Below are 23561 nucleotides of genomic sequence, written 5' to 3' on the forward strand. Positions count from 1 at the left end.
CGGCACATCATGAACAAATCGGAAAAATCAGGCGGAAATTCGCTACTCCGCATCCCAGCCATAGCCTCCCGGTCCAGACAGCGCCGTACGCGCCGTCATGATGTCGCCCGGACGGACCCCAAGAATGTCGGCAAAGCCGCACAGGCGGTCGTCATCCTCGACCAGAAAATCCAGCAGGAACAAAGCAATATCGGGCCTGCTGGCAAAGCTTCGAATATCATTCGGCTGCAGACCGGCTGCATCCATGAACTGTGCCAGATCCTGCGGCCGATCTGCCAGAAGGATCAGCGTCTGCGTGGCCAGATCAGCAGCCTGTTGGGCAGAATACGCCATGTCATCCATCCCTATCGCAATTTCGTGAGTTGGCCTGCGCCGGAAACTCTTTGTTAAGCATTTTAGACGAAATTGAAATGAAGATGTCGGATTTCTGGATAGATCGATGACGGCACGTATCATGGTTGCGGACGGCATAGCGACGGCGCGGATCACACTGAAGGTCCGGCTGGCCGCCGTGCGTTATGACGTGGCCGCGGTCGCGTCGGCGGCAGAGCTGATGCAGCAGTTGGACGCCACGTTGCCCGACCTCATAATCCTTGGCAGCCTGCCCGACGGCTCGGCCGTCGATATCTGCACACAGCTGTCGCACGATCCGCGATTGGCCGATATTCCGGTACTGATGCTGGTTCGGTCCGATCAGCGGCTTGCCGCGCTGCAGGCAGGCGCCACCGCGACGTTGGAACCCGATGTCGACGACCAGATGCTGATGGCCCGCATCCGTAATATCCTGCGCCAGACAGACGCCCCGCATAACAGCAGGGTGGGCATGGCAGAGGCGCCGGCAGGGTTCGCCCATGCCGACCGCCCGCTTATCGTGCTGGTGGCGGATAATGCGGCGCGGGCGCGGCGCTGGCGCCAGATGCTGTCGGAACGCATGGCCTGCCGGTTCGAGATTCGCGACCCCGACGAAGCGCTTGGTGCGGCAACAGCGGGACGGACTGCGGACCTGTATCTGATCTCGGCCGATATGCGCGAGCGTGGTGACGGACTGCGGCTGTTGTCGGAACTGAGGTCACGGCAGGGCTCGCGGGATGCGGGTTTCGTGATCGCCATCGGCCCCGACCGGGCCGAGCTGTCGGCGATCGCGTTGGATCTGGGTGCGGGCGATGTCATGCCGGATGCGCTGGATAACGCATCAGTCGCACATGCTGCAGCGATGTCCCTGCAGATCCTGTTGTCCCGCAAGTCGAAAAGCGATGAGCGCCGCGCCGAAGTCCAGCGTCACATGCTGTGGGCGATGACCGATCCGCTGACCGGATTGTACAACCGCAGATATGCGCTTCCAAAGCTGGCCGACATCGCGCGTGACGCGATGCTGGCTCATCAGGGTTTTGCAGTCTTTGCCATTGATCTTGACCATTTCAAGGCGGTGAACGACTGTCATGGCCACAACGCAGGCGATGCGGTTCTGGTCGAGGTTGCACAGCGCCTGCGCGATACCATCGGCGCCGACGGGATGACGGCCCGCATGGGCGGTGAAGAGTTCCTGGCCGTGCAGGGCAACTGTCCCCCCGTCCGCGCCGCCCGCATCGCCGAGGCGTTGCGCCTTGCCGTCCAAGCGCGGCCCATCCGCCTGCCGGGTCTGTCGGGGGGCGGAATGATCCGGGTGACGGCGTCGGTCGGCGTGGCAATGGTCGCACCAGCCGACGATATATGGCCCGATCAGCTGGCACGCGTTGCGTTGGAGCGCGCTGACCGGGCACTGCTGGCGGCCAAGGCGGCCGGGCGCAATCAGGTCGTCTGCTCGCGTGCGGAACGTGCGGCATAGGGGGGACTTTCATTGCGCTACGCCGAGGCCTAAATCTGGTTCAGCGCTGCAGAGGAACCCGTCATGACAGATGCCGCCAAGATCACCCCGTTGCTGGATCCCGAACGCCCGACGGGACAGTCGATGCTGCGCGGTGCGCGGGGCCGTTGCCCGGCCTGCGGAGAGGGCCGGATGTTTTCCAGCTACCTCAAGGTCGCCGATACCTGCCCCGCCTGTCACGAGGACCTGCACCATCAGCGTGCCGATGACGGCCCGGCCTACCTGACCATCCTGATCGTGTCGCATCTGGGGGCGCCGCTGTTGCTGGCATCGTTCATTGCGTGGCGGCCCAGTGCCATGACAATGATCGTATCGTTCGGGCTTGGGGCGATCGTTCTATCGTTGGCGATGCTGCCGGTGATCAAGGGGGCGATGGTCGGCCTGCAATGGGCGCGGCGCATGCATGGTTTCGGCAGGGCATGACCGTCGCCATACGCGATGCCGCATCGGTCATGGTGGTGCGCCGCCATGCGGCCGGGGCGTCGGTTCTGATGGGCATGCGCGGCGCAGGCGCGGCGTTCATGCCGTCGAAATTCGTTTTTCCCGGCGGTGCTGTTGATCCGGAAGACGGGCACGTTGCCCTGGCCCGCCCCCTTGGCACCACATGCCACGCGCGCCTTTTGCAGGAGGACGGCGTGTCCCCCGACGCCATTGCCGCCGCCGCCCTGCGCGAACTGGCCGAAGAGACCGGTCTGTTGATCGGACGTCCGGGCGGGCCGCCCTGCGACTGGCCAGGGCACGCGGGCGCGATTCTGACGCCTGATGCGGCCCCGCTGATCTATATGTTCCGCGCTATCACGCCACCGGGGCGACCGCGTCGCTTTGATGCGCATTTTTTTGTCGCGGATGCGGTTGACATCGCGGGCGATCCCGATGATTTCAGCGCCGCCTGCGACGAGCTGTCCCATCTTCACTGGGTACCGCTGGATCAAGCCGGTGCGCTGGACCTTCCCTTCATCACCGAGGTGGTTCTGGCCGAGTTGTCCGCCCTGATCCGCGATCTGGCGCACGACAAACCGCTGTCGCCGCCAGCCACCGTCCCCTTTTTCGACAATCGCGGACCCGCCCCGGTTTTTCGCCAGCTTCGCTAGCGTCCACAAAAGACCGCTGGCCGCTTTTCCAGGAACGCCGCCACGCCTTCGGCGAAATCGGCGCTGCGCCCGGCCTGTCCCTGCAGCCGCGCCTCTAGTTCCAGCTGTTCCTGGATGTCGTTGCCAACAGACGCCGCCAGTGATTGCCTGATGGCCAGAAACGCACCCGTCGGCCCCTTGGCCAGTGTTTGTGCGCGGGCGGCGACCCCCGCGGCAAAATCGGCGTCGGGCAACGCCTGCCAGATCATCCCCCATTCTGCCGCCTGCCGCGCGGGTACGGGTTCAGCGAACAGCATCATGCCCATTGCGCGTGCCATTCCGACCGCACGCGGAATGATCCAGGTACCGCCGGCATCCGGGATCAGGCCGATCCGCGTGAACGCCTGAATAAAGCTGGCACTTTCCGCCGCGATGACCACGTCAGCGGCCAGTGCCAGGTTCGCCCCGGCCCCGGCGGCAACCCCGTTCACTGCGGCGATCACCGGTACCGGACAGCCGGTGATCGCCGCCAGCATGGGTTCGTATTCGTCGCGCAGCGTGCGTTCTAGGTTAACCGACGCCCCCGCATCGGTCAGGTCCTGCCCCGAACAGAACCCCCGGCCGGACCCGGTCAGCACGACGGCGCGCACCTCGCGCGGCAGCGTGGTCAGCGCCTGCGTGATCTCTGCCCGCATGCGTGCGTTCAGCGCGTTCATCACCGCAGGCCGGTTCAGTGTCAGCGTGGCGACCCCATCGGCGACCGCGAACTGGATTGTCTCAAACCCCATGTCATCCTCCCGTTTTGAAGGATCATGCAGGATTTTGCAGACGGTGAAAGCGCGACCCGGCGTCAGGGATCGCGCATGATCTGGGCCAGCCGTCGACGTTCGTCGGCGTCCAGGGCCGCGACCTCGGGCGTGGGGCGATTGCGGGCGCGCAGGAAACCCGCCGCGGTCAGTAGCGCGGCCAGGGCCATCAGCGGCGCAGCCAGCCAGAGAATCATATTCGCGCCATTGGCCCGCGGATTGAACAGAACGAATTCACCAAAACGGTCGGCGACAGCGTCGATAACCTGATCGTTGCTGTCCCCCTCCAGCAAGCGTTCGCGCACATAAAGGCGCAGATCCCGGCTGATCGGGGCATTCGATTCGTCGATATTCTCTCCCTGACAGACGGGGCAACGCAGTTGTTGCGATATCGTGCGGGCCCGCGCCTCCATTGCGGCATCAGAGAGAACCTCGTCGGGCTGGACCGCCAAGGATGGGCATGCCCCCAGCATCAGGGCAAGAGCAGCGGCCCGGACCCTCATTCGGCAGGCACCGCGTCGGGGCGGGCCGGACGCGCCGCCCCCGCAGCGACGCGATAGCGCCGGTCTGTCAGGCTGATCAAACCGCCAAGCGCCATCATGATGCAGCCGGCCCAGATCCAGTTGGCAAAGGGCTTGATATAGGTCCGCACCGCCCATCCACCGTCCGGTTGCTCATCACCCAGAACCACGTACAGGTCGCGCCAGAAGCCATAATCGATCGCAGCCTCGGTCGTGGGCATGCCTTGAACGGGGTACACACGCTTTTCAGGCGACAGGGTGGCGACGGGGTTGCCGTCGCGGCTGGCCTCGATCAGCGCCCTCTGGGCCAGATAGTTCGGGCCATCCGCCCGTTGCACGTTACGCAGGACCAGATCATAGCTGCCCACGACAAAGGGTTCGTCGATCTTTGCAACGCGGACATCCTCGACCTGCCATGCCTGAATCAGGGACACCGCGACGAATGTGACACCCAACCCGGCATGCGCGACGGCCTTGCCCCAATCGGCACGCGGAAGGCGCAACAGACGTGCGGCACCGGAACTGCCCGTCCGCAGCCACAGGTCCGCCATGGCGCCGAAGATCAGCCAGGACCCCAGCCCTGCGCCGATCATGGCCAGTGCGGAATGACCGGTCGAGACTGCAAAGACCAGCGTCATAATGGCCCCCGACAGGATCAACGGCCCACGCAGCGGACGCAAGCTGCGCGCCAGCGTCGCGCGCTTCCACGGCATCAGCGACCCTATGGGCAGCGCTATCGCCAGTGCGATCATGAACGGGGTGAATGCCTGGTTGAAGAAGGGTGGCCCGACGGACAGCACCCGGCCCCAGACCATTTCGGCCACCAGAGGCCAGATGGTGCCGATGAACACGACGAACGCGGACACTGACAGCAGCACATTGTTCAGCACCAGCGCGCCTTCGCGCGACAAGGGCGCAAAGACACCCTTGGCGGTCATTTCCGATGCGCGGACCGCAAACAGGGTCAGTGCACCGCCGATAAAGACCGCCAGGATCGCAAGAATGAACACCCCACGTTCCGGGTCGTTTGCAAAGCTGTGAACCGACGTGATGACCCCGGAGCGGACAATGAACGTCCCGATCAGGGAAAAGCCGAATGCAAGGATCGCCAGCAGGACAGTCCAGCTTTTCAAAGCCTCGCGTTTTTCGACGACGATGGCGGAATGCAGCAGCGCCGCGGCCAGCAGCCAAGGCATGAAGCTGGCATTCTCGACCGGGTCCCAGAACCAAAAGCCACCCCAGCCCAGTTCGTAATAGGCCCACCAGGACCCAAGCGCGATGCCGATGGTCAGAAAGACCCATGCCGCTAGCGTCCAGGGACGAACCCACCGCGCCCAAGCCGCATCGACACGCCCCTCGATCAGGGCCGCGACGGCAAAGCTGAAGGCCATGGAGAGACCGACATAGCCCAGATACAGGAACGGCGGGTGAAACGCCAAGCCGGGGTCCTGCAGCAACGGGTTGAGATCGCGTCCGTCAAAGGGCGGATTGCCCATCCGCCAGAACGGGTTCGAGGTAAAGATGATGAACGCATAGAATGCCACGCTGACGGATGCCTGGACGCCCAGCACCCGCGCCCGCAGGCTGGGTGGCAGATTGCCCCCGAACAGCGCCGCCGCCGCGCCGAACAGCGTCAGGATCAGCACCCACAGCAGCATAGAGCCCTCGTGGTTGCCCCAGACACCGCTGATCTTGTACAGCATCGGCTTCAGCGTGTGCGAGTTCTCATAGACCAGCAGAACCGAAAAATCGGACGTGATAAAGGCGATCGTCAACGCACCAAAGCTGATGACCATCAGCAACAGCTGGGCCAAGGCTGCAGGGCGGGCGCTGTCCATCCAGCCGTGCCAGCCCTTTGCGGCACCGATCATCGGAACGGTCATCTGATAGATCGCGACCACGAAGGCCAGGATCAGGGCGAAATGGCCAAGTTCAGCGATCATCTGTGTGCATCCTTTGTTGCCGGTCAGCATAGGGATGCGACGAAGGGGGGAAAAGCCCCCCCTTCGTCCTGTCGGGTCAGTTTTGTGTGCTCGCGTTGCGGCCTATTCGCGCAGCGTGGCCAGCCAGTCACGCAGGGCAGCGTTGTCCGCGAAATCATCCGCGGGGACCACGACGGGGGCCGCGATCGTGACGGGGACGATGGTGGTCTCTTCGGTGATCGGGGCGGGCCAGACGCGGTGGCGGAAATGATGCGCCTCGCGCGCGCCGAAATAGAACCCAACAATCGCACCCAGCAGCCACCACAATGGCTCGGGAACACGCTGCAGCCCTTCCATGCGGACGCCGAACCCGATTGGTTCGACCATCGCATAGATGAACAACGCCATGGTCCCCAAGGCCAGCAGCGGTCGCGGCAGACGGTTCAGGCCGTTCACGAAACCGTCGAACCAGCCCTGTCGCGGGACAGCGAATTCCTGGCCGTGCTGGGCGATGGCGCGGGAATAGGCCTCTTCGTCCAGCTCCATCCGGCGGGTCGCGTTCTGGGTGAAGACCTCGGCCATGCCGGTCGCGGCGCTGCCAAGGGCGGTGACGGTCGGGGCGATCCCGATAAAGCGGTCGATCAGGCCCATGCGGAGGTCCTCTGACGATGGTCGGCATCGCTGAAATGATAGCGCGGGGCCACGAATTCCTCGGCACGGGTGATCCAGCCGCCCTTGCCGCCTGCATTGGTGCGCGCGTATTTGCGGCTGGCCGGGCGCTGATCGGCCAGCGCATAGTAATAGTTGCGCCGCGCAATCCCATAGGCGTCGACCAGGTGCCGGGGCGCGGCCTCTGCCGCATCGGCGACGGCCGCAATGGTCATCGGCCCGATGACCCCGTCATCGGCGGCACGAAACCCCATCCGGCTGACCAACCGTTGCAGGATCTTGACCGCGTTGCCACCCGCGTTGACATACATGTCGAACACGCTCGCCTGCAGCGGTTGGGGCAGTTCGGCCAACCGCGGCTTGCGGAAATAATGTTCGACAAAGACCTGTTCCGCCTGCGCCCGGGTCAGCGCGCGCACGTCCGTGGCGTCGATACGGCCATCGCGGTTCAGGTCCATCCCCAGGGTCTGCATCGTGCCGATGGTGACGCCGAAATTTGTGGCACCGCCCGGATCGTCGGGGTCGTTGACGTATCCACCTTCGCGGGACACGATCTGTCTGGCAATCTCTTCGACGCTTGGCATGACACCCCCATGGCTGGCGCGACCGACATCGGGGCCGCGTCGGGGGATGGTGGGACGATGCAGTTAACCTGCCGTTAACCCTGCGCGCGTTGCCTCAGGTTCCGGCGTCCTGATAGACGCCGGTGGCCTTCAACGTGTCCACGACCTCGCGGGGCATGTAGGTCTCGTCATGTTTGGCCAGCAGGTCGCGCGCCTCAAAGCGACCGTCGCGGTAATGGCCCTTGGCGATGGTGCCCTGCCCCTCGCTGAACAGGTCTGGCCGCGGGTCCTTGCCGACATAGGCGACGGGGATCTCGACCGCGCCATCTGTAATGACGAAATCGAACGCCATGCCTGTCCCGTTGACGATGGAACCGTCCTTGACCAGCCCGCCCAGTTGAAAAAACTCGTCTGGTTCGGGCGCGGCCTCGGCCACCTGACTGGGCGAGCGATAGAGGTTGATGCCGTCGCTGAACCCGTATCCGATCAACCCGACCGCCGCGACCATGGCCAGACTGGCCGCGGCAAGAACCTGCACGCGACGTTGTTTCTTCAGGGATTTCATGCCGGCCATGGGGTTCTCCTCAGGCGGGATCAAAGCTGATGGCGCGGCGCAGGAATTGCGTGGCCTTGCCGCCCACCCGCGCCGGATCACCGGTCGTCAGGTACATCGACCGGGTGCCCGGACCGACAAACTCGGGCCTGCGTGTCAGATAGTCGGCCAGGCTCTCGGCGACCAGACCCGCCTGGCTGAAAACCTTGACCTGCGACCCCAAGGCGCGCTGAAAAGCATCCTGCATCAGCGGATAATGCGTGCAGCCCAGCACTGCGGCCTCGGGGAACGGCATGCGGCGCATCAGGGCCTCGACATGGCTGGCGACCAGCGCCTCGGCCAGCTGCTCGTCGCCCATTTCGATGGCATCGACCACGCCGGCACAGGGCTGGGCCTCGACATCGACGCCCACGGCGCGAAACGCCAGTTCGCGCTGGAACGCGCGGCTGGCAACCGTGGCAGGGGTCGCGAACAGCGCGACGTTGTTGACGGCCACCCGGCGGGGCGGCGAATTGTCGCCCCATGCCCGTTCGGTCAGCGCCTCGATCATGGGGACAAATACGCCCAGCACGCGCTTGTCGGCGGGCAACCAGGTCTCCTGCATCCGCTTCAGGGCAGCGGCACTGGCGGTATTGCACGCTAGGATCACCAGATCGCACCCCTCTGCCCAAAGACGTTCGACGCCCCGGCAGGTCAGGTCAAAGATATCGTCTGCGGTGCGCACACCATAAGGCGCGTGGGCGTTGTCGCCCAGATAGACCACAGGCAGGTCCGGCAGGCGCGCGGCGATGGCCTGATGGACCGTCAGTCCGCCCAGACCCGAATCGAACACCCCTATCGCCATTCCTGCACCTCCCGCATCATGCGCCGCCCTTCATAGGGCGACGCGCCGCCTTTGGAAATGACCGTGATCACTCAGCCGCTTCACGGATGGGTGGGTGTCCGGCCTGCAGTTGCGCCAACAGTTCGGCCCGGCGCGTGGCCGCCAGATCGGCAGCCGCCTCCTTGACCGGACCAAACCCCCGCACGCCCAGTGGCAGCTCAGCCAGTTCGATCGCCACCGGCATCATCGGCTCCGTGACCGACGCAAAGACGTGACGCATGTCGGCCTCGTATTCGCGGATCATCGCGCGTTCGTGACGGCGTTCGGCGCTGTACCCGAATGGGTCGAATGGCGTGCCGCGCAGCCCCTTCATCCGTGCCAGAACCCGGAACGCCCCCAGCATCCACGAACCGAACTCGCGCTTTTTCGGGCGGCCGTTCGCGTCCGTGCCGGTCAGCATTGGCGGGGCCAGATGCAGCGACAGGGTTACGTCCCCCTCCCACCGGGCGGCGACCTGTTCGGCGGTGCTCAGATGCAGGCGCGCAACCTCATATTCGTCTTTGTATGCCAATAGCTTGTAATAACTTCTTGCGACACTGTCACGCAGCGGTGCGGGGGCTGCATCGACCAGCTTGCGGTACCGCACGGCCAAGCGCTTGTTCTGATAGGCAACCAGACGATCCGCGCGATAGGCGACAGGGTCGACCGGCAGAGGGCTGATCTCGGCCGGTGATCGGGCCTGTTCGGGAAAGGCCATCGCCCACCGCCCAATCTGGAACGCGCGCTGGTTCGCTTCGATCTGTGCACCATTCAGGCGGATCGCCTCCATGATCGCATCGAACGACAGCGGAATCAGCCCCTGCTGCCAGCAGGCCCCCAAAACCACCATGTTGGAATAGATCGAATCTCCCAGCAGCCGCAGCGCCAGGTCGTTCGCGTCCAGAAACGCCACGCGGTCCCCCAACCGCGCTTGCAGCGACATGCGCAGCCGGTCGGAGGGCACCTGAAAATCACGAAAACGGGTGAAATCGCCGGTGATGATCTCGTGGTCATTCACGACCGCGCCGGTGCGGCCACTGGTCATTAGACCGACGGTCTTGGCGCCCGCGGTCACGACCAGATCGCCACCAATGACGCAGTCGGCCTCGCCCACGGCCACGCGGATGGCGCTGATATCCTGCGGACGTTCGGCCAGACGCAGGTGAATGTGCACCGCGCCACCCTTTTGGGCTAGGCCCGCCATTTCCATCATGCCGGCGCCCTTGCCGTCCATATGGGCCGCCTGCGCCAGCACCGCGCCGATCGTCACGACGCCCGTGCCCCCCACGCCGGTAATGACGATGTTGTGGGTGCCGCTGATCGCAGGCAGCGTGGGCACAGGCAGGTCGGGCAGATCGAAGGCCTCGGCCTTGGGCTTGCGCAGTTTGCCGCCCTTGACGGACACGAAGCTGGGGCAGAACCCGTTGACGCAGCTGAAATCCTTGTTGCAGCTGGATTGGTCGATCTGCCTTTTTCGGCCCAGTTCCGTGTCCAGCGGCACGATCGAGACACAATTCGATTGCACCGAACAGTCGCCACAACCCTCGCAGACGTCGGGGTTGATAAAGATGCGCCGATCGGGGTCCGGGAACTGGCCCTTTTTGCGCCGCCTGCGCTTCTCGGCGGCGCAGGTCTGCACATACAGGATCGCGCTGACGCCCTGAACTTTTTCCAGATCGCGCTGAACGGTCATCATTTCGGAGCGTTCCTCGAACCGCAGACCTTTAGGGAACTGTGCCGCATCGACGTCTTCTTTTTCGTCATGCACAACGGCAACCGAACCAACCCCCATCGCAACCAGCTCTCTGGCAATCTGGGGGGCGGTCAATCCACCCTCGTTCGGCTGACCGCCGGTCATGGCGACGGCGTCGTTGTACAGGATCTTGTAGGTTATGTTTGTGCCTGCAGCCAAGGCCGCCCGGATCGCCAGAGATCCCGAATGATTATAGGTTCCATCGCCAAGGTTTTGAAAGACATGGTTTCTGGTGCTGAACGGTGCCTCACCGATCCAGTTCGCGCCCTCCCCGCCCATATGGGTGAAACCTTCGGTCTCGCGGCCCATCCATTGCACCATATAGTGACACCCGATCCCTGCATAGGCCCGGCTTCCTTCGGGCAGTCTGGTCGAGCTGTTATGCGGACAACCTGAACAGAACCAAGGGGTTCTGGTCGCGATCTCGGGGGCATTGTCATTCCGACTGACCGCGTTCAGACGCTCCATTGCTGCGCGCAGACGTTCGGTGCCGCGACCCTCCTCGATCAGGATGCCGCCGACTTTCCGGGCGATCATAACCGGGTCCAGCGCATAGCGGGTCGGGAACAGCTCTTCCCCCGTGCGGTCATGCTTCCAGCCATGGATGCGGCGACCATGGCGGTTGTCAAAAATCGCCTCCTTCAGCTGAACCTCGATCAGTTTGCGCTTTTCCTCGACGCAGATGATCAGCTCCAGGGTCTCTGACCATTCCTGAATGGACTTTATATCCATGGGCCAGGTCTGTCCCACCTTGTAGGTGGTCAGCCCCAAACGCTCTGCTTCGTTTTCGTCGATGCCCAGCAGGGACAACGCGTGGACCAGATCCAGCCAGTTCTTGCCTGCCGCAACGAACCCGATCCGGGCACCGGACTTGCCCCAGACCTTGCGGTCGATCCGGTTCGCGCGGCTGAAGGCTTCTGCGGCCCACCGCTTATGGTCGATCATCCGCGCCTCCTGTGCGACAGGCGTGTCGCCAAGGCGGATGTTCAGCCCGCCATCGGGCAAAACACGGTCAGGGGTGGCAAAGACCATCCGATGCGGGTCGCCATCGACGACCGATGTCGCCTCGACCGTGTCCTTCATCGTCTTCAGGCCCGTCCACACTCCCGCATACCGCGACAGGGCAAACCCATAGAGACCATAGTCCAGAATTTCCTGTACGCCCGCAGGGGACAGAACCGGGATATAGGCGTCGATCATTGCCCAGTCAGACTGATGCAGCACGGTCGAACTTTCGCCCGTGTGATCGTCACCCATTGCCATGACGACGCCGCCGTGACGGGACGATCCGGCCATATTCGCATGACGCATCACGTCGCCAGACCGATCGACGCCCGGTCCTTTTCCGTACCACAACGAAAAGACGCCATCGTGGCGTCCCTCTCCGCGCAACTCGGCCTGCTGGCTGCCCCAGATGGCGGTGGCTGCCAGATCCTCGTTCAGCCCCGGCTGGAACAGCACCCCGGCCGCACCCAGCCGTTTGGCCTCGCGCGTCATCTGTAAATCGACGCTACCAAGCGGCGATCCACGATATCCGGTGACAAGCCCCGCCGTCTCAAGCCCCGCCGCTTTGTCGCGTGCCGATTGCATCAGCATCAGCCGCACAAGTGCCTGCGTCCCGTTCAACAACACGTGACGTTTTGACAGATCGAACCGATCGGTCAGCGAAAATTCCTGCTTGCTCATCACCCTCTCCTCCCAAGATCAAAGGCCTCCACACGCATTATAGGTCAGAATTACTGACCAACGAAGCGGAAATTCTTTGCTTGACGTGACCTTGCCGGAATCGCAGGGGAAGGTTAGGTCTGCAAAAATCGCATGGCTGTCATGACAGGATTGTAACAGGGATGGACTGGGACAAGCTTAGAATATTTCACGCCGTCGCCGATGCCGGCAGCCTGACGCATGCGGGCGACGTGCTGCATCTGTCGCAATCGGCTGTCAGTCGACAGATCCGTGCGCTGGAGGAGTCGCTTGGCACAACGCTGTTCCACCGCCACGCGCGGGGGTTGATCCTGACGGAGCAGGGAGAGTTGCTGTTCGAGGCGACATCGTCCATGTCGCGCAAGCTGGACAGCGCATCGGCCCGTATCCGCGACAGCGAGGAAAACGTCTTTGGAGAGCTGAAGGTCACAGCCACTGTCGGCTTTGGCACCCTGTGGCTGGCCCCCCGGCTGGTCAAACTGTACGAGAAATTTCCCGATCTGCGCATTGACCTGCTGCTGGAGGAGCGCGTGCTGGATCTGCCGATGCGCGAGGCTGATGTGGCCATCCGCATGAAGGAGCCCAGCCAGTCCGACCTGATCCGCCGTCGCCTGCTGAATATTCGGATGCGGCTTTACGCCAGCCCTGACTATATCGCTGCTCATGGCGCGCCGGAATCGTTGGCGAACCTGGCCAATCACCGCCTGATCTGCCAAAAGCCCGACCAGCCGCAGGTCGCGGCAGGTGCGCGACTGGTACAGGAGCTGATGTCCCAGAACGTCGGATCAACCCTGACGGTGAACAACTATTTCGGTGTGCTGCAGGCGGTTCTGGCCAATCTGGGCATCGGGGTGCTGCCCGACTATCTGACCGCCGACCACCCGAACCTGATCCGCGTGTTCCCCGATACCGAATCCGGTGAGGTGCCTGTTTTTCTCGCTTACCCAGAGGAAATGCGCCAGACGCGCCGCGTTGCGGTATTTCGTGACTTTGTCCTTGAGGAGATTCAGGCGTACCGCCGCCATCAGAGCGAGGCGGGACAGATCTGATGTGCGCAACCGGCAGGCAATTCATGTTTCATGCACGCCATACGTGCAGCCATCGCCAGAGCGCATGGCGGATATGCGGCCATTGCATCCCCATTTGTCTTGAAGACTTCACAGACTGCACATAGATCGGGCTCAGAAGGCGATGATCAGCGTAATCGCTCATCACCTTCTACCTCCCTGTTGGACTTAGGCCGGGCCTTGTGCCCGGCTTTTTTTTGTCCCGCCTCCGGACGCTGCGGCCTTTCCATAAGCGCCGCCAGCGCCTAGAAGACGCGTGATTTCATGCGCAGGAAGGGTCGTGTCATGCAGGAACCACAGCTTACCCCGGAACTGATCGCGGCCCACGGGCTCAAGCCGGACGAGTATGCCAGCATCCTGCAGATCATCGGCCGCGAACCGACATTCACCGAGTTGGGCATCTTCAGTGCCATGTGGAACGAGCACTGTTCCTACAAGTCGTCCAAGAAATGGCTGCGCACCCTGCCCGTCGATGGTCCCCAGGTCATCTGCGGTCCCGGAGAGAACGCGGGCGTGGTCGATATCGGCGACGGCCAGGCGGTGGTCTTCAAGATGGAGAGCCACAACCACCCCAGTTACATCGAGCCGCATCAGGGCGCCGCGACCGGCGTCGGTGGCATCCTGCGCGACGTCTTCACCATGGGTGCACGACCCATCGCCGTGATGGACGCGCTGTCGTTCGGCCGCACCGACCATTTCAAGACCCCGCATCTGGTCAAGGGCGTGGTCGAGGGGATCGGCGCCTATGGCAACGCCTTCGGCGTGCCCAACGTGGGCGGAGAGGTCCGTTTCCACCCCAGCTATGACGGCAACTGCTTGGTCAACGCCTTTGCCGCAGGTCTGGCCGATGCCGACAAGATCTTCTATTCGGCCGCGTCCGGCGTGGGCATGCCGGTCGTCTATCTGGGCGCCAAGACCGGTCGCGACGGCGTCGGTGGCGCGACCATGGCCAGCGCGGAATTCGACGACACGATAGAGGACAAGCGTCCCACCGTTCAGGTCGGCGACCCATTCACGGAAAAATGCCTGCTGGAGGCGTGTCTTGAGTTGATGGCATCGGGGTCGGTGATCTCGATCCAGGACATGGGGGCCGCAGGCCTGACCTGTTCGGCGGTCGAAATGGGCGACAAGGGCGGTCTTGGTATCAAGCTGATCCTGGACGACGTGCCGCAACGCGAAACCAACATGACCGCCTATGAGATGATGCTGTCGGAATCCCAGGAACGGATGCTAATGGTGCTGAAGCCCGAAAAAGAGGCCGAGGCGCGCGCGATCTTTGAGAAATGGGACCTGGATTTCGCCATCGTCGGCGAAACCATCGCCGAGGACCGCTTTCTGATCGTCCATCGCGACGTGGTCATGGCCGACCTTCCGCTGTCCAAACTGTCTTCCAGCGCGCCCGAATACGACCGCCCCTGGGTCGAGACCCCGGCAGCCACGCCCGCGCCCGCCCTGCCGCCGATTGCCCCCATCGCGGGCCTTCGCGCGCTGATCGGTAGCCCGAACCACGCGCATCGTGGATGGGTCTGGGAACAGTACGACACGCAAGTCGGGGCCGACACGATCCGCCGCCCGGGCATGGGCGCCGGCGTAGTGCGCGTGCACGGCACCCGCAAGGCGTTGGCATTCACCAGCGACGTGAACCCGCGCTATGTCAAGGCGAACCCGTTCGAGGGCGGCAAGCAGGCCGTGGCCGAGGCCTATCGCAACCTGACAGCCGTTGGCGCCCTGCCGCTGGCCACGACCGACAACCTGAATTTTGGCAACCCTGAAAAGCCGGAAATCATGGGCCAGCTGGTCGGTGCCATCCGAGGCATCGGAGAGGCCTGCCGGGCGCTGGACTTTCCCATCGTGTCGGGCAACGTGTCGCTGTACAACGAGACCGACGGCAAGGGCATCCTGCCAACCCCGACCATCGGCGGCGTGGGCCTGATTGCGGATCTGGACGACCTGATCGCGGGCCTGCCCGTCGACGGAGATCTGGCGCTGGTCATCGGCACCACGCGCGGCCATCTGGAACAGTCGGCGCTGGCGTGGGAGGTGTTCCGTGTCGAATCCGGCGACGCGCCGCAGGTCGAATTGCATGACGAACGCCGCAATGGTGAGTTCCTGCGCGCCAATCGTGCCCATCTTGCATCCGCGACCGACCTGTCGGACGGCGGTCTCGCCCTTGCGGCATTCGAGATGGCCGAGGCTGCGGGGCTGGGTGTCACGCTGGACAGCGCCGACATCGCCCAGCTGTTCGGAGAGGATCAGGCCCGCTATCTGGTCGCCTGCAACGCCGATGCCGCGCGGGCACTAACCCAGGCCGCAGAGGCCGCAGGCGTGCCCATCGCCACCGTCGGCCGCTTTGGCGGCGACAGCGTCACCCTGGGTGGCGACGGCGCGCCGCTGGCCGAACTGTCGGACCTGTACCGGACTGCGTTCGCCACCGCGATCCGGGGCGACATGCCCGACCACGCATGATCCGCGCGCCTGCTGGCTTTGCTGCACTGATCACGGCGGCAGGACGCGGCACGCGGGCGGGGGACGGCCTGCCCAAACAATGGCGCGACCTTGCCGGGCGACCGGTGCTGGACCGGACCCTGGCGGCCTTTGCGGGTTTCGGGCGGATTTTGCTGGTGGTTCATCCTGACGACATGGGTCAGGCCATCGAACGCTATGCTGGCGGTATGACCATCGTCGCGGGGGCCGAGACACGCGCCGCCAGCGTCCGTGCCGGCCTGATGGCGCTGCAGGGACAGGCCAGCCACGTCCTGATCCATGACGGCGCCCGCCCGCTGGTCCCGCCGCAGGTCATCGCGGGCGTCATCCGGGCGCTGCAGGGCGGCGCTGACGCTGCGGCGCCCGCCCTGCCCGTGTCGGACGCGCTGTGGCGGGGCGATGGGGCAAAGGTGACAGCCATCGCCCCGCGCGACGGGCTGTTCCGGGCGCAGACGCCGCAGGGCTTTGTGCTGGACAAGATCCTGCGCGCGCATCGCAATCATCCGGGGGATGCCGCCGACGACGTGCAGCTGGCGCTGGCTGCGGGGATGGAGGTTGCCATCACCCAAGGTTCCGAAGACAATCTGAAGATCACCTTTCCCGCCGATTTCGCGCGGGCCGAACGCATTCTGGGGACCGACATGGATATCCGCCTTGGCAATGGCTATGACGTGCACGCCTTTGGGCCCGGGGACCACGTGACCCTGTGCGGCATACAGGTACCGCACGACGCGGGGCTGCTGGGCCATTCCGACGCCGATGTCGGCATGCATGCACTGACTGACGCCATTTATGGCGCGTTGGCGCAGGGTGACATCGGCCGGCATTTTCCGCCGTCTGACCTGCAATGGAAGGGCGCGGATAGCGCAATCTTTCTGGCCCATGCGGCAGGCATGGCCCGCGACAAGGGGTTCCGCATCGGCAATGCCGACGTGACCCTGATCTGCGAGGCGCCCAAGATCGGACCGCATGCGCCGGCCATGGCCCACCGCCTGTCCCAGATCATGGGCCTGGACGAGGCGCGCATCAGCGTCAAGGCGACGACGTCGGAACGCCTTGGCTTCACCGGCCGCCGCGAGGGCATCGCTGCCATCGCCACCGCCACCCTGATCAAGGAGTGACCATGGATCGCATGCTGGCCACATGGTTCGGCGCAGGCCTGCTGCGTCCCGCCCCCGGCACCTGGGGGTCGGCGGTCGCGGTGGCCCTGGGGCTGATTTTGCACCGCATCGGGCATTTTCCCCTGCTGGCGCTGGCCACGGGATTGGTGATCGTGCTGGGGTTCTGGGTGGTGCCACGGTACACTGCCGGCATGGACGATCCCGACCGCAGCGAGATCGTTATCGATGAAGTCGCGGGCCAATGGCTGGCCCTGATGGCGCCGTCCTTCGGGTTCTGGCACGCCGGGCTGCCCGCCGACAGCTTTCCCTATCCGGGCTGGGTCGCGGCATTTCTGTTCTTTCGCCTGTTCGACATCTGGAAACCATGGCTGGTCGGTCGCGCCGACCGCCGCCATGACGGCGCGGGGGTGATGCTGGACGATCTGTGGGCCGGGATCTTTGCGGCGCTGGCCACGATGGCCGCGGCGGCCTTTGCCCATACGGTGCTGATGTGAACCAAGCGGCGCAGGTTCTGGACGCCGCCCGCGCGCGCGGCGTCCAGATCGCCACCGCCGAAAGCTGTACCGGCGGCCTGATCGCTGGCGCCCTGACCGAGGTTCCGGGCTCATCCGACGGGTTCGACCGGGGCTTTGTCACCTATTCGAACGCGGCCAAGGTGCAGATGCTGGGGGTCCGCGACGATACGCTGACCACCCATGGCGCGGTCAGCGAACAGGTCGCCGCGGAAATGGCGCAAAGCGCGCTGCGCCAGTCCGACGCAGGCATCGCCGTGTCCGTGACCGGCATCGCCGGTCCCGGCGGATCAGAACACAAACCCGAAGGACGCGTCTGCTTTGGCATCAGCCAGCCCTTCGGCACCGTCACTCAGACCGTCGAATTCGGCGCGATCGGCCGGCACCGCGTGCGCGCGGCGACGGTGGAACACGCGCTGCAACTGCTGCTGGACGCGCTGCGCGCTTAGCCGCGCAGAATCGCCGCCATGGCCGCAATATCTGCATCCGGGGTATCCCATGCGGTGACCAGACGCAGCGACACCGGATCGGTACCCTGGACCGTCTTGTCGGACCACAGATGATACAGCACGCCCGCAGCCTTGGCCCGGTCATGGGTGGCTTTGGGGATCGCGGCAAAGACGCCGTTCGACTGAACCGGCTGCAACAGCCGACCGCCGCCATCGACGACCGCCTGACCCAGAACCTGCGCCTTGGCATTCGCCTGATGGGCCAGATCCAGCCACAGCCCGTCGGTCGCCAAGGCCAGCATCTGTGCCGACAGATAGCGGTTCTTGGACATCACGTGGCCGGCCTGCTTGCGCCGATAGTCGAAACCTTCGGCACGGGCGGGGTCAAAGAACACCATCGCCTCGGCCCCCATGGCGCCATTTTTGGTGCCGCCCAGGCACAGCGCATCGACGCCCGCGCGCCACGTCAGATCGGCGGCCGAACAGCCAAGCGTGGCGACCGCATTGGCGAACCGCGCCCCATCCATGTGCAACGGCAACCCCGCCGCATGCGCGACGGACGCCAGCGCCGCGACCTGATCGGGGTCATAGACGGTGCCCCATTCGGTCGCGTTCGTGATCGATACCAAGGCGCTCAACCCACCGTTCAGCCCCACACCGGCACCCACCTGCAGCGAATGAGCCAAGGTGTCGACCCCAAGGCGACCACCATCGCCCGGCAGCGTGATCAGCTTTGCCCCGTGCGAAAAGAACTCTGGCGCGGCGCATTCGCTGGTTTCGATATGGGCGTCATCGTGGCAATAGATCCGCCCAAAGGACGGTGACAGCTGCGCGCAGACCAGCGCGTTCGCAGCGGTCCCGGTGGCCACGAACCGGACGACGGCGTCAGGGGCCTCCAACAGATCGCGAATTGCGGCCTCGGCCCGTTCGGTGACCGGATCGGCGCCATAGCCCATCACTGCGCCGGAATTGGCATCGGCCAGTGCGGTCAGAACGGCGGGGTGCGCGGCATACGAATTGTCGGAGGCGAAATTCATGACAGATCCTCGATGATGTGGTCCTCCCAATCGTCCTCGGTCACCGACAGTTCGCTGACGGTCCAGCCGCGGACGCTGACGCCTGCGTCGTGGACGGTCTGGGTCGAGCCCGAGATCAGATAGTGCCAGTCGTACAGAGGCCGCCCCTCGTGACGCAGGCGATAGGCGCAGGTGACGGGCAGCCACCATGCGACCTCCTTGATCTTGGCGGGGGTCAGCACGACGCAATCGGGGACATAGTCGTGGCGGTTGGCATAGCTGCTGCACCGGCAGGCGTCCCCGTCCAACAGCTTGCAGGCGACGCGGGTAAAGGCCAGTTCGTTCGTGTCCTCGAACTCGATCTTGTTCAGACAGCACTTGCCGCAGCCGTCGCACAGGGCCTCCCATTCGTCGGGGGCCAGGCGGGGCAAGGGCAGTTCCCAGAAACGCTCGCGCATCAGCGACCCGACAGCAGGGCGCGGGCCTGTGCGCCGTCCTGCTCCATCTGGTCGATCAGGGCTTGCAGGCCGTCGAACCTGGCCTCGTCGCGCAGGAAGTCAACCAGCGCGACAGACAGGTGCTGCCCGTACAGATCGCCCGCGAAATCGAACAGGTTCACCTCCAGGTTGGGGGTGTTGACGCCGAACATCGGCCGCACCCCAAGCGAGGCCACGCCCTTGCACGGGCCCCGGTCCGGCCCGGTCAGGATGTCGACCAGTACCGCATAGACGCCAAGGCGCGGCAGATGCAGCCCGTCCAGAGCGATGTTCGCGGTCGGCCAGCCCAATTCCCGGCCCCGCTTTTCACCGTGGATGACCTCTCCTTCGATGCGGTGCCAATGGCCCAGCATGCGCTCGGCGTCATGGGTCAACCCCTGCGCCAGCGCGGTGCGGATCGCGGTGGAGCTATATTCCGCCGACCCCACGCCGATCAGCGGTACGATGGTCACGCCGAACCCGTACTGCCGCCCCAGATCCCGCAGCGTCTGCGCCGTACCCGCTCGGTTCGTGCCGAAACAGAAATCAGCGCCGACGGTCACGTGCGCAATGCCGAGGCCGTCGGCCAGAACCTCTTGCGCAAAGGCCTGTGGCGTCAGGCCGGCCAGAACGGGGCTGAAGGGCAGCTCGTACAGGTGCTGAACGCCAAGGCGCGACAGCCGGTTGGCCCGTGCCTCGGCGTTCATCAGCCGGAATGGGGGCGCGTCGGGGGCGAAATATTGGCGCGGATGCGGCTCGAATGTCAGGATCCCCAGGGGTGCGTCGCTGGCCGCGCGTGCGGCACCGATGACCGCCCGGTGACCTTTGTGGACGCCGTCGAAATTGCCCATGGCGACCGTCGCGCCGCGCGCATCGGCTTTTAGTCCTGTCCAGTCGCGATGGATCTGCAATGCGCCCCCAACAGGGCGTCCTGCGCCCTTCAGTCGAACTTGCGGCTTGGGGCCAGCACGACCGCCTCGCCTTTCAAGACGACCGTATCGCCGACGAGGCAGCGGGTTGCAAGCGTGACCCTCCGTTTTGCGTGATCGATGGCCTGAACCTCAACCTCGGCACGGACGATGTCGCCGGGGCGTACAGGGGCCATGAATTTCAGCGTCTGGCCCAGATAGACGGTGCCGTGCCCCGGCAGCTGTTCCCCGATCACCGCCGAGATCAGCCCCGCGGTCAGCATACCGTGGGCGATGCGGCCTTCGAACATGGTGTCCTGCGCATAAGCGTCGTCCAAGTGGACCGGGTTCCTGTCCGTCGACACCTCGGCGAACAGTTCGATGTCCCGATCTGTCACCTGCTTGTGCAGGTGACGGGTCATTCCGATCTCCAGATCCTCGATCACGATTGTGCCGCGCAGAATATTGTCCAACATCTTGCTTCTCATCCGGGTATGCCGTGACGCCTTCATGCTGCATAGCAGCATGAAGGCGTCACGGCAATATTGCATCCCAGAGTGGCGCTATATTGGCTGATTGTTGCGACATGGTCGGCGCGGAATGCGCCGCCCTGCCTCAGCGCAAGCGACCGATCGCAAACGTCGGCGCACGCCCCTGCGACCCCAGCCATTCCGGCAACAGGGCCGGATCAGGCTGTTCGACATCCGGGCCAAAGGCATCGGCGGCCAGACCACCGGTCACAAAGATCGAATCGATTCCCTGCGCCTCGGCACCTGCGATGTCCGTGGCGATACCGTCGCCCACCGCCAGATAGCGCGCGTCAGGCCCAAGCCCCATGAGCGCCCGCGCCCGGTCATAGATCGGGGCATGCGGCTTGCCGTAATACAGCGCCGTCCCGCCGAGAGACTGATAGAAATCGGCCAGCGCCCCTGCGCAATAGATGCGCGTCTCGCCCAGGTCGACGACGATGTCGGGGTTCGCACACAGCATCGGCAGCCCGCGATCGATCGCGTCCTGGAACCGGTCGCGATAATCCTCGGGCGTCTCGGTCAACTCGTTGAATGGACCTGACGCAATGATCCCCTCGGCCTCGTCCAACGGGACACGCCGGATAGGATCGGCATTGCGGTGGGCCTGCGGGATGTCGGTAAAGAAACCGTGGTCCTTTTCGATCCCGATATGCCAGACGTTACGACCGACAACGCCCGCGAACATTGCGTCCTGCGCGGCGTCGCCGGAACTGACGACCAGATCCCATGCATCGCGCGGCACGCCCATGCGGTCCAGTTGTGCGATCACGTACTGGTTCGGACGCGGCGCATTGGTCATCAGGCAGACCTGACCACCCTGCGCGCGAAAACCCTGCAGGGCTGCGACCGCAGCCGTGAATGGCTGCTGGCCGTTGTGCAGACAGCCCCACAGGTCGCAGAACAGCGCGTCATAGCTGGCCGAGATTTCGGCCAGCGAAGCGATGATGCGGGTCATCAGACGGCCAGAACCGGGATGATCTGCTTTTTGCGGCTCATGACGCCGGGCAGCACCACGGTGTCGCCAGTGACTGTCACGCCAAAGCTGCGCTCGGCCACGGACCGGATATAATCGTTGGGCACCAGCAACGTCGCCTGTTCGTTCAGGATGTCCACCACGAACAACAGGACCTCATCGGCCCCGTCCTCGGCGGCGACGGCGGGCATCGCGGCGATCAGGGCGTCCTTGCGGTCCAGAATGACCTGCGGCGCGGTCGTCTCTAGCACCGAGATGCGCAGTTGCTTGCCGCCCAGTTCGTATTCCTTGCTGTCCATTTTCAGCAGCGCCGCCTCGCTGAAGGCACTGACGTCGGACTTGGCGGCAAACATCTCGGCGGCAAATTCGGCGATGGTCACACCCAGATCAACGGCCAGCTTTTCGGCGACAGCGCGGTCATGTGGCGTCGTGGTCGGGCTGCGGAACTCCAGGGTGTCGGACAGAATGCACGTCAGCATCGCACCCTTGATCCCCTCGGGCGCGCGGCCCAGATCGTCGCCCATCAGATCGTGCATGATCGTGGCGGTGCAGGCCAGGGGCCGGATGGTGATGTTGATGGGCGCGCGGGTCTTGATGCCGCCTGCCAGCAGGTGGTGGTCGATGATCTCGATCACGTCGGCCTGATCCAGACTGGCGGGCAGTTCTGCCGGGTTGTTGGTGTCCACGATCACGCAGACGTCGTCGGCGGTCACATCGTCGATGAGCCGCGGCTTGGACAGGTTCCAGCGGTCCAGCATCCACAGCGCCTCGGTGTTCGGCTCTCCCTGCAGCACGGCCTCGGCCGGCGTCTTGCGGCATTCGGTCAGATACCAGGCCCAGATGATGGGCGACCCGGTGGAATCCGTATCGGGGGAAGTGTGGCCGAAGACCTTGATCATGATGCGCCTCGAAGGGTGATGGGTAAGGATGGCCGCCTTATAGGCAGGCAGCGTCGCGTTGTCCACGTTCGGCACAACGGCCTACCCATGCAAAAGGGCGCCCGTCGGGGCGCCCTTTGCGTCATTGATAGGGTCGGATCAGGCGGCGCGGGTCAACAGAACCTCGCCCACGCGCTTTTGCGCACCACCCTCGTCCAAACCGCCGACGGCGGCAACTTCGCGGGTCAGGCGGTCCAGCGCAGCCTCGTACAGCTGACGCTCGGAGTAGGACTGTTCGCGCTGATCGTCGCAACGGTGCAGGTCGCGAACCACCTCGGCAATGGACAGCAGGTCGCCGGAATGGATCTTCTGTTCGTATTCCTGCGCCCGACGCGACCACATCGCGCGCTTGACGCGGGCCTTGCCCTTCAGCGTCTCCAGTGCACGGTCGATCAGGTCGGGGGTCGACAGGCTGCGCATGCCGATCTCGCTGGCGCGGGCGGTCGGCACGCGCAATGTCATCTTGTCCTTGTCAAACGAAATCACGAACATCTCCAGCCGCAGGCCAGCGACCTCCTGTTCCTCGATCGACACGATACGACCGACCCCATGGGCCGGATACACGACAAAATCATCGGGGCGGAATTCGTTCTTCTTCGTCTTCGACATTTGGCTTCCTTTGACATGCGCCCGCAGGACGGGCACAAAGGGCCGCAGGGGGGCAAAGCCACCCTCGGTCCAATTTCGATCATCTTTGGCAATCCCTGCCATTTGGAGCGGGGATGCAACGGCATCAGGCGCGAAACCATGCGTTGTCAGCCAACGACACGTCGCGGTACATCTGAAAGTATAACACAAAA

24 protein-coding genes are annotated in these 23561 nt (G+C 64.3%); 8 read left to right on the top strand and 16 right to left on the bottom strand.

The features are described 5' to 3' along the window. Positions 1-42 precede the first annotated feature (42 nt). Positions 43-333 carry a DUF3572 family protein gene (locus tag ACJJVR_RS14850; RefSeq protein WP_405405701.1) on the bottom strand — a complete coding sequence of 97 codons (291 nt, stop codon included), beginning with the start codon at positions 331-333 and terminating at the stop codon, positions 43-45. 106 nt (positions 334-439) lie between these two features. Here ACJJVR_RS14850 and ACJJVR_RS14855 point away from each other — a divergent pair, with 106 nt between their 5' ends. The 3 genes from ACJJVR_RS14855 (at position 440) to ACJJVR_RS14865 (ending at position 2955) form a co-directional block, all read left to right on the top strand. Beyond that, a complete protein-coding gene (locus ACJJVR_RS14855; protein WP_405405703.1) occupies positions 440-1825 on the top strand; it encodes a diguanylate cyclase in 1386 nt (461 codons plus the stop codon). A 63-nt stretch (positions 1826-1888) separates the two neighbouring features. After that, positions 1889-2287: a DUF983 domain-containing protein gene (locus tag ACJJVR_RS14860; RefSeq protein WP_405405705.1), complete on the top strand. Its 399-nt coding sequence runs from the start codon at positions 1889-1891 to the stop codon at positions 2285-2287. Beyond that, positions 2284-2955, top strand: coding sequence for an NUDIX domain-containing protein (locus ACJJVR_RS14865; protein ID WP_405405706.1), 672 nt, complete (start codon positions 2284-2286; stop codon positions 2953-2955). Before ACJJVR_RS14860 ends, ACJJVR_RS14865 begins: the two co-directional genes overlap by 4 nt. On the opposite strand, the gene ACJJVR_RS14870 is transcribed toward ACJJVR_RS14865, so the two are convergent. The 8 genes from ACJJVR_RS14870 to ACJJVR_RS14905 form a co-directional block, all read right to left on the bottom strand. Next, on the bottom strand, positions 2952-3722 hold the full coding sequence (locus ACJJVR_RS14870) for an enoyl-CoA hydratase-related protein (RefSeq protein ID WP_405405708.1): 771 nt from the start codon (positions 3720-3722) through the stop codon (positions 2952-2954). The genes ACJJVR_RS14865 and ACJJVR_RS14870 overlap by 4 nt on opposite strands. Positions 3723-3784: 62 nt before the next feature. After that, on the bottom strand, positions 3785-4243 hold the full coding sequence (locus ACJJVR_RS14875; protein WP_405405710.1) for a cytochrome c-type biogenesis protein: 459 nt from the start codon (positions 4241-4243) through the stop codon (positions 3785-3787). Continuing rightward, positions 4240-6204, bottom strand: coding sequence for a heme lyase CcmF/NrfE family subunit (locus ACJJVR_RS14880; protein WP_405405712.1), 1965 nt, complete (start codon positions 6202-6204; stop codon positions 4240-4242). Before ACJJVR_RS14880 ends, ACJJVR_RS14875 begins: the two co-directional genes overlap by 4 nt. Positions 6205-6306: 102 nt before the next feature. Then, positions 6307-6834 (bottom strand): holin family protein, encoded by a 528-nt coding sequence (locus ACJJVR_RS14885; RefSeq protein ID WP_405405713.1) that lies wholly within the window; start codon positions 6832-6834, stop codon positions 6307-6309. Further along, complete coding sequence (locus tag ACJJVR_RS14890) at positions 6825-7436, bottom strand: holin-associated N-acetylmuramidase (protein ID WP_405405715.1); 612 nt, start codon at positions 7434-7436, stop codon at positions 6825-6827. The genes ACJJVR_RS14885 and ACJJVR_RS14890 overlap by 10 nt, the downstream gene beginning before the upstream one ends. Positions 7437-7530: 94 nt before the next feature. Next, complete coding sequence (ccmE, locus tag ACJJVR_RS14895) at positions 7531-7980, bottom strand: cytochrome c maturation protein CcmE (protein ID WP_405406464.1); 450 nt, start codon at positions 7978-7980, stop codon at positions 7531-7533. A gap of 19 nt (positions 7981-7999) precedes the next feature. Next, entirely contained in the window at positions 8000-8812 is an 813-nt protein-coding gene (locus tag ACJJVR_RS14900) for a glutamate racemase (RefSeq protein ID WP_405405716.1), read from the bottom strand. 67 nt (positions 8813-8879) lie between these two features. Continuing rightward, the gene (locus ACJJVR_RS14905) at positions 8880-12269 is read right to left on the bottom strand and encodes an indolepyruvate ferredoxin oxidoreductase family protein (RefSeq protein WP_405405717.1); all 3390 of its coding nucleotides are present in this window, start codon (positions 12267-12269) and stop codon (positions 8880-8882) included. A gap of 161 nt (positions 12270-12430) precedes the next feature. Between ACJJVR_RS14905 and ACJJVR_RS14910 the strand changes: the two genes are divergently transcribed. The 5 genes from ACJJVR_RS14910 to ACJJVR_RS14930 all read left to right on the top strand — a co-directional run bounded on the left by ACJJVR_RS14910 (position 12431) and on the right by ACJJVR_RS14930 (position 17920). Beyond that, a complete protein-coding gene (locus ACJJVR_RS14910) occupies positions 12431-13336 on the top strand; it encodes a LysR family transcriptional regulator (protein ID WP_405405719.1) in 906 nt (301 codons plus the stop codon). A gap of 303 nt (positions 13337-13639) precedes the next feature. After that, on the top strand, positions 13640-15820 hold the full coding sequence (gene purL / locus ACJJVR_RS14915; RefSeq protein ID WP_405405720.1) for a phosphoribosylformylglycinamidine synthase subunit PurL: 2181 nt from the start codon (positions 13640-13642) through the stop codon (positions 15818-15820). Then, complete coding sequence (locus tag ACJJVR_RS14920; RefSeq protein ID WP_405405721.1) at positions 15817-16959, top strand: bifunctional 2-C-methyl-D-erythritol 4-phosphate cytidylyltransferase/2-C-methyl-D-erythritol 2,4-cyclodiphosphate synthase; 1143 nt, start codon at positions 15817-15819, stop codon at positions 16957-16959. Before purL ends, ACJJVR_RS14920 begins: the two co-directional genes overlap by 4 nt. Further along, on the top strand, positions 16956-17453 hold the full coding sequence (locus ACJJVR_RS14925) for a phosphatidylglycerophosphatase A (RefSeq protein ID WP_405405722.1): 498 nt from the start codon (positions 16956-16958) through the stop codon (positions 17451-17453). The genes ACJJVR_RS14920 and ACJJVR_RS14925 overlap by 4 nt, the downstream gene beginning before the upstream one ends. Beyond that, a complete protein-coding gene (locus ACJJVR_RS14930; RefSeq protein WP_405405724.1) occupies positions 17450-17920 on the top strand; it encodes a CinA family protein in 471 nt (156 codons plus the stop codon). The genes ACJJVR_RS14925 and ACJJVR_RS14930 overlap by 4 nt, the downstream gene beginning before the upstream one ends. Here ACJJVR_RS14930 and ACJJVR_RS14935 read toward each other — a convergent pair. The 7 genes from ACJJVR_RS14935 to ACJJVR_RS14965 all read right to left on the bottom strand — a co-directional run bounded on the left by ACJJVR_RS14935 (position 17917) and on the right by ACJJVR_RS14965 (position 23370). Further along, complete coding sequence (locus ACJJVR_RS14935; RefSeq protein ID WP_405405725.1) at positions 17917-18957, bottom strand: threonine aldolase family protein; 1041 nt, start codon at positions 18955-18957, stop codon at positions 17917-17919. The two genes, ACJJVR_RS14930 and ACJJVR_RS14935, sit on opposite strands and share 4 nt — an antisense overlap. Then, positions 18954-19394 carry a YcgN family cysteine cluster protein gene (locus tag ACJJVR_RS14940; protein WP_405405727.1) on the bottom strand — a complete coding sequence of 147 codons (441 nt, stop codon included), beginning with the start codon at positions 19392-19394 and terminating at the stop codon, positions 18954-18956. The genes ACJJVR_RS14935 and ACJJVR_RS14940 overlap by 4 nt, the downstream gene beginning before the upstream one ends. After that, positions 19394-20323 (bottom strand): bifunctional riboflavin kinase/FAD synthetase, encoded by a 930-nt coding sequence (locus ACJJVR_RS14945; protein ID WP_405405728.1) that lies wholly within the window; start codon positions 20321-20323, stop codon positions 19394-19396. The genes ACJJVR_RS14940 and ACJJVR_RS14945 overlap by 1 nt, the downstream gene beginning before the upstream one ends. A gap of 29 nt (positions 20324-20352) precedes the next feature. Next, a complete protein-coding gene (locus tag ACJJVR_RS14950; RefSeq protein ID WP_405406465.1) occupies positions 20353-20796 on the bottom strand; it encodes a MaoC family dehydratase in 444 nt (147 codons plus the stop codon). Positions 20797-20935: 139 nt separating this feature from the next. Next, the gene (locus ACJJVR_RS14955) at positions 20936-21805 is read right to left on the bottom strand and encodes a TIGR01459 family HAD-type hydrolase (RefSeq protein WP_405405729.1); all 870 of its coding nucleotides are present in this window, start codon (positions 21803-21805) and stop codon (positions 20936-20938) included. Next, positions 21805-22722, bottom strand: a complete 918-nt coding sequence (locus tag ACJJVR_RS14960; protein WP_405405731.1) for a manganese-dependent inorganic pyrophosphatase — start codon at positions 22720-22722, stop codon at positions 21805-21807. Before ACJJVR_RS14960 ends, ACJJVR_RS14955 begins: the two co-directional genes overlap by 1 nt. A 138-nt stretch (positions 22723-22860) precedes the next feature. Beyond that, entirely contained in the window at positions 22861-23370 is a 510-nt protein-coding gene (locus tag ACJJVR_RS14965; RefSeq protein WP_405405733.1) for a CarD family transcriptional regulator, read from the bottom strand. Between the last annotated feature and the right edge of the window lie 191 nt (positions 23371-23561).

The sequence above is a fragment of the Paracoccus sp. Ld10 genome (assembly GCF_045064235.1).
In the GTDB taxonomy this organism is placed as follows: domain Bacteria; phylum Pseudomonadota; class Alphaproteobacteria; order Rhodobacterales; family Rhodobacteraceae; genus Paracoccus.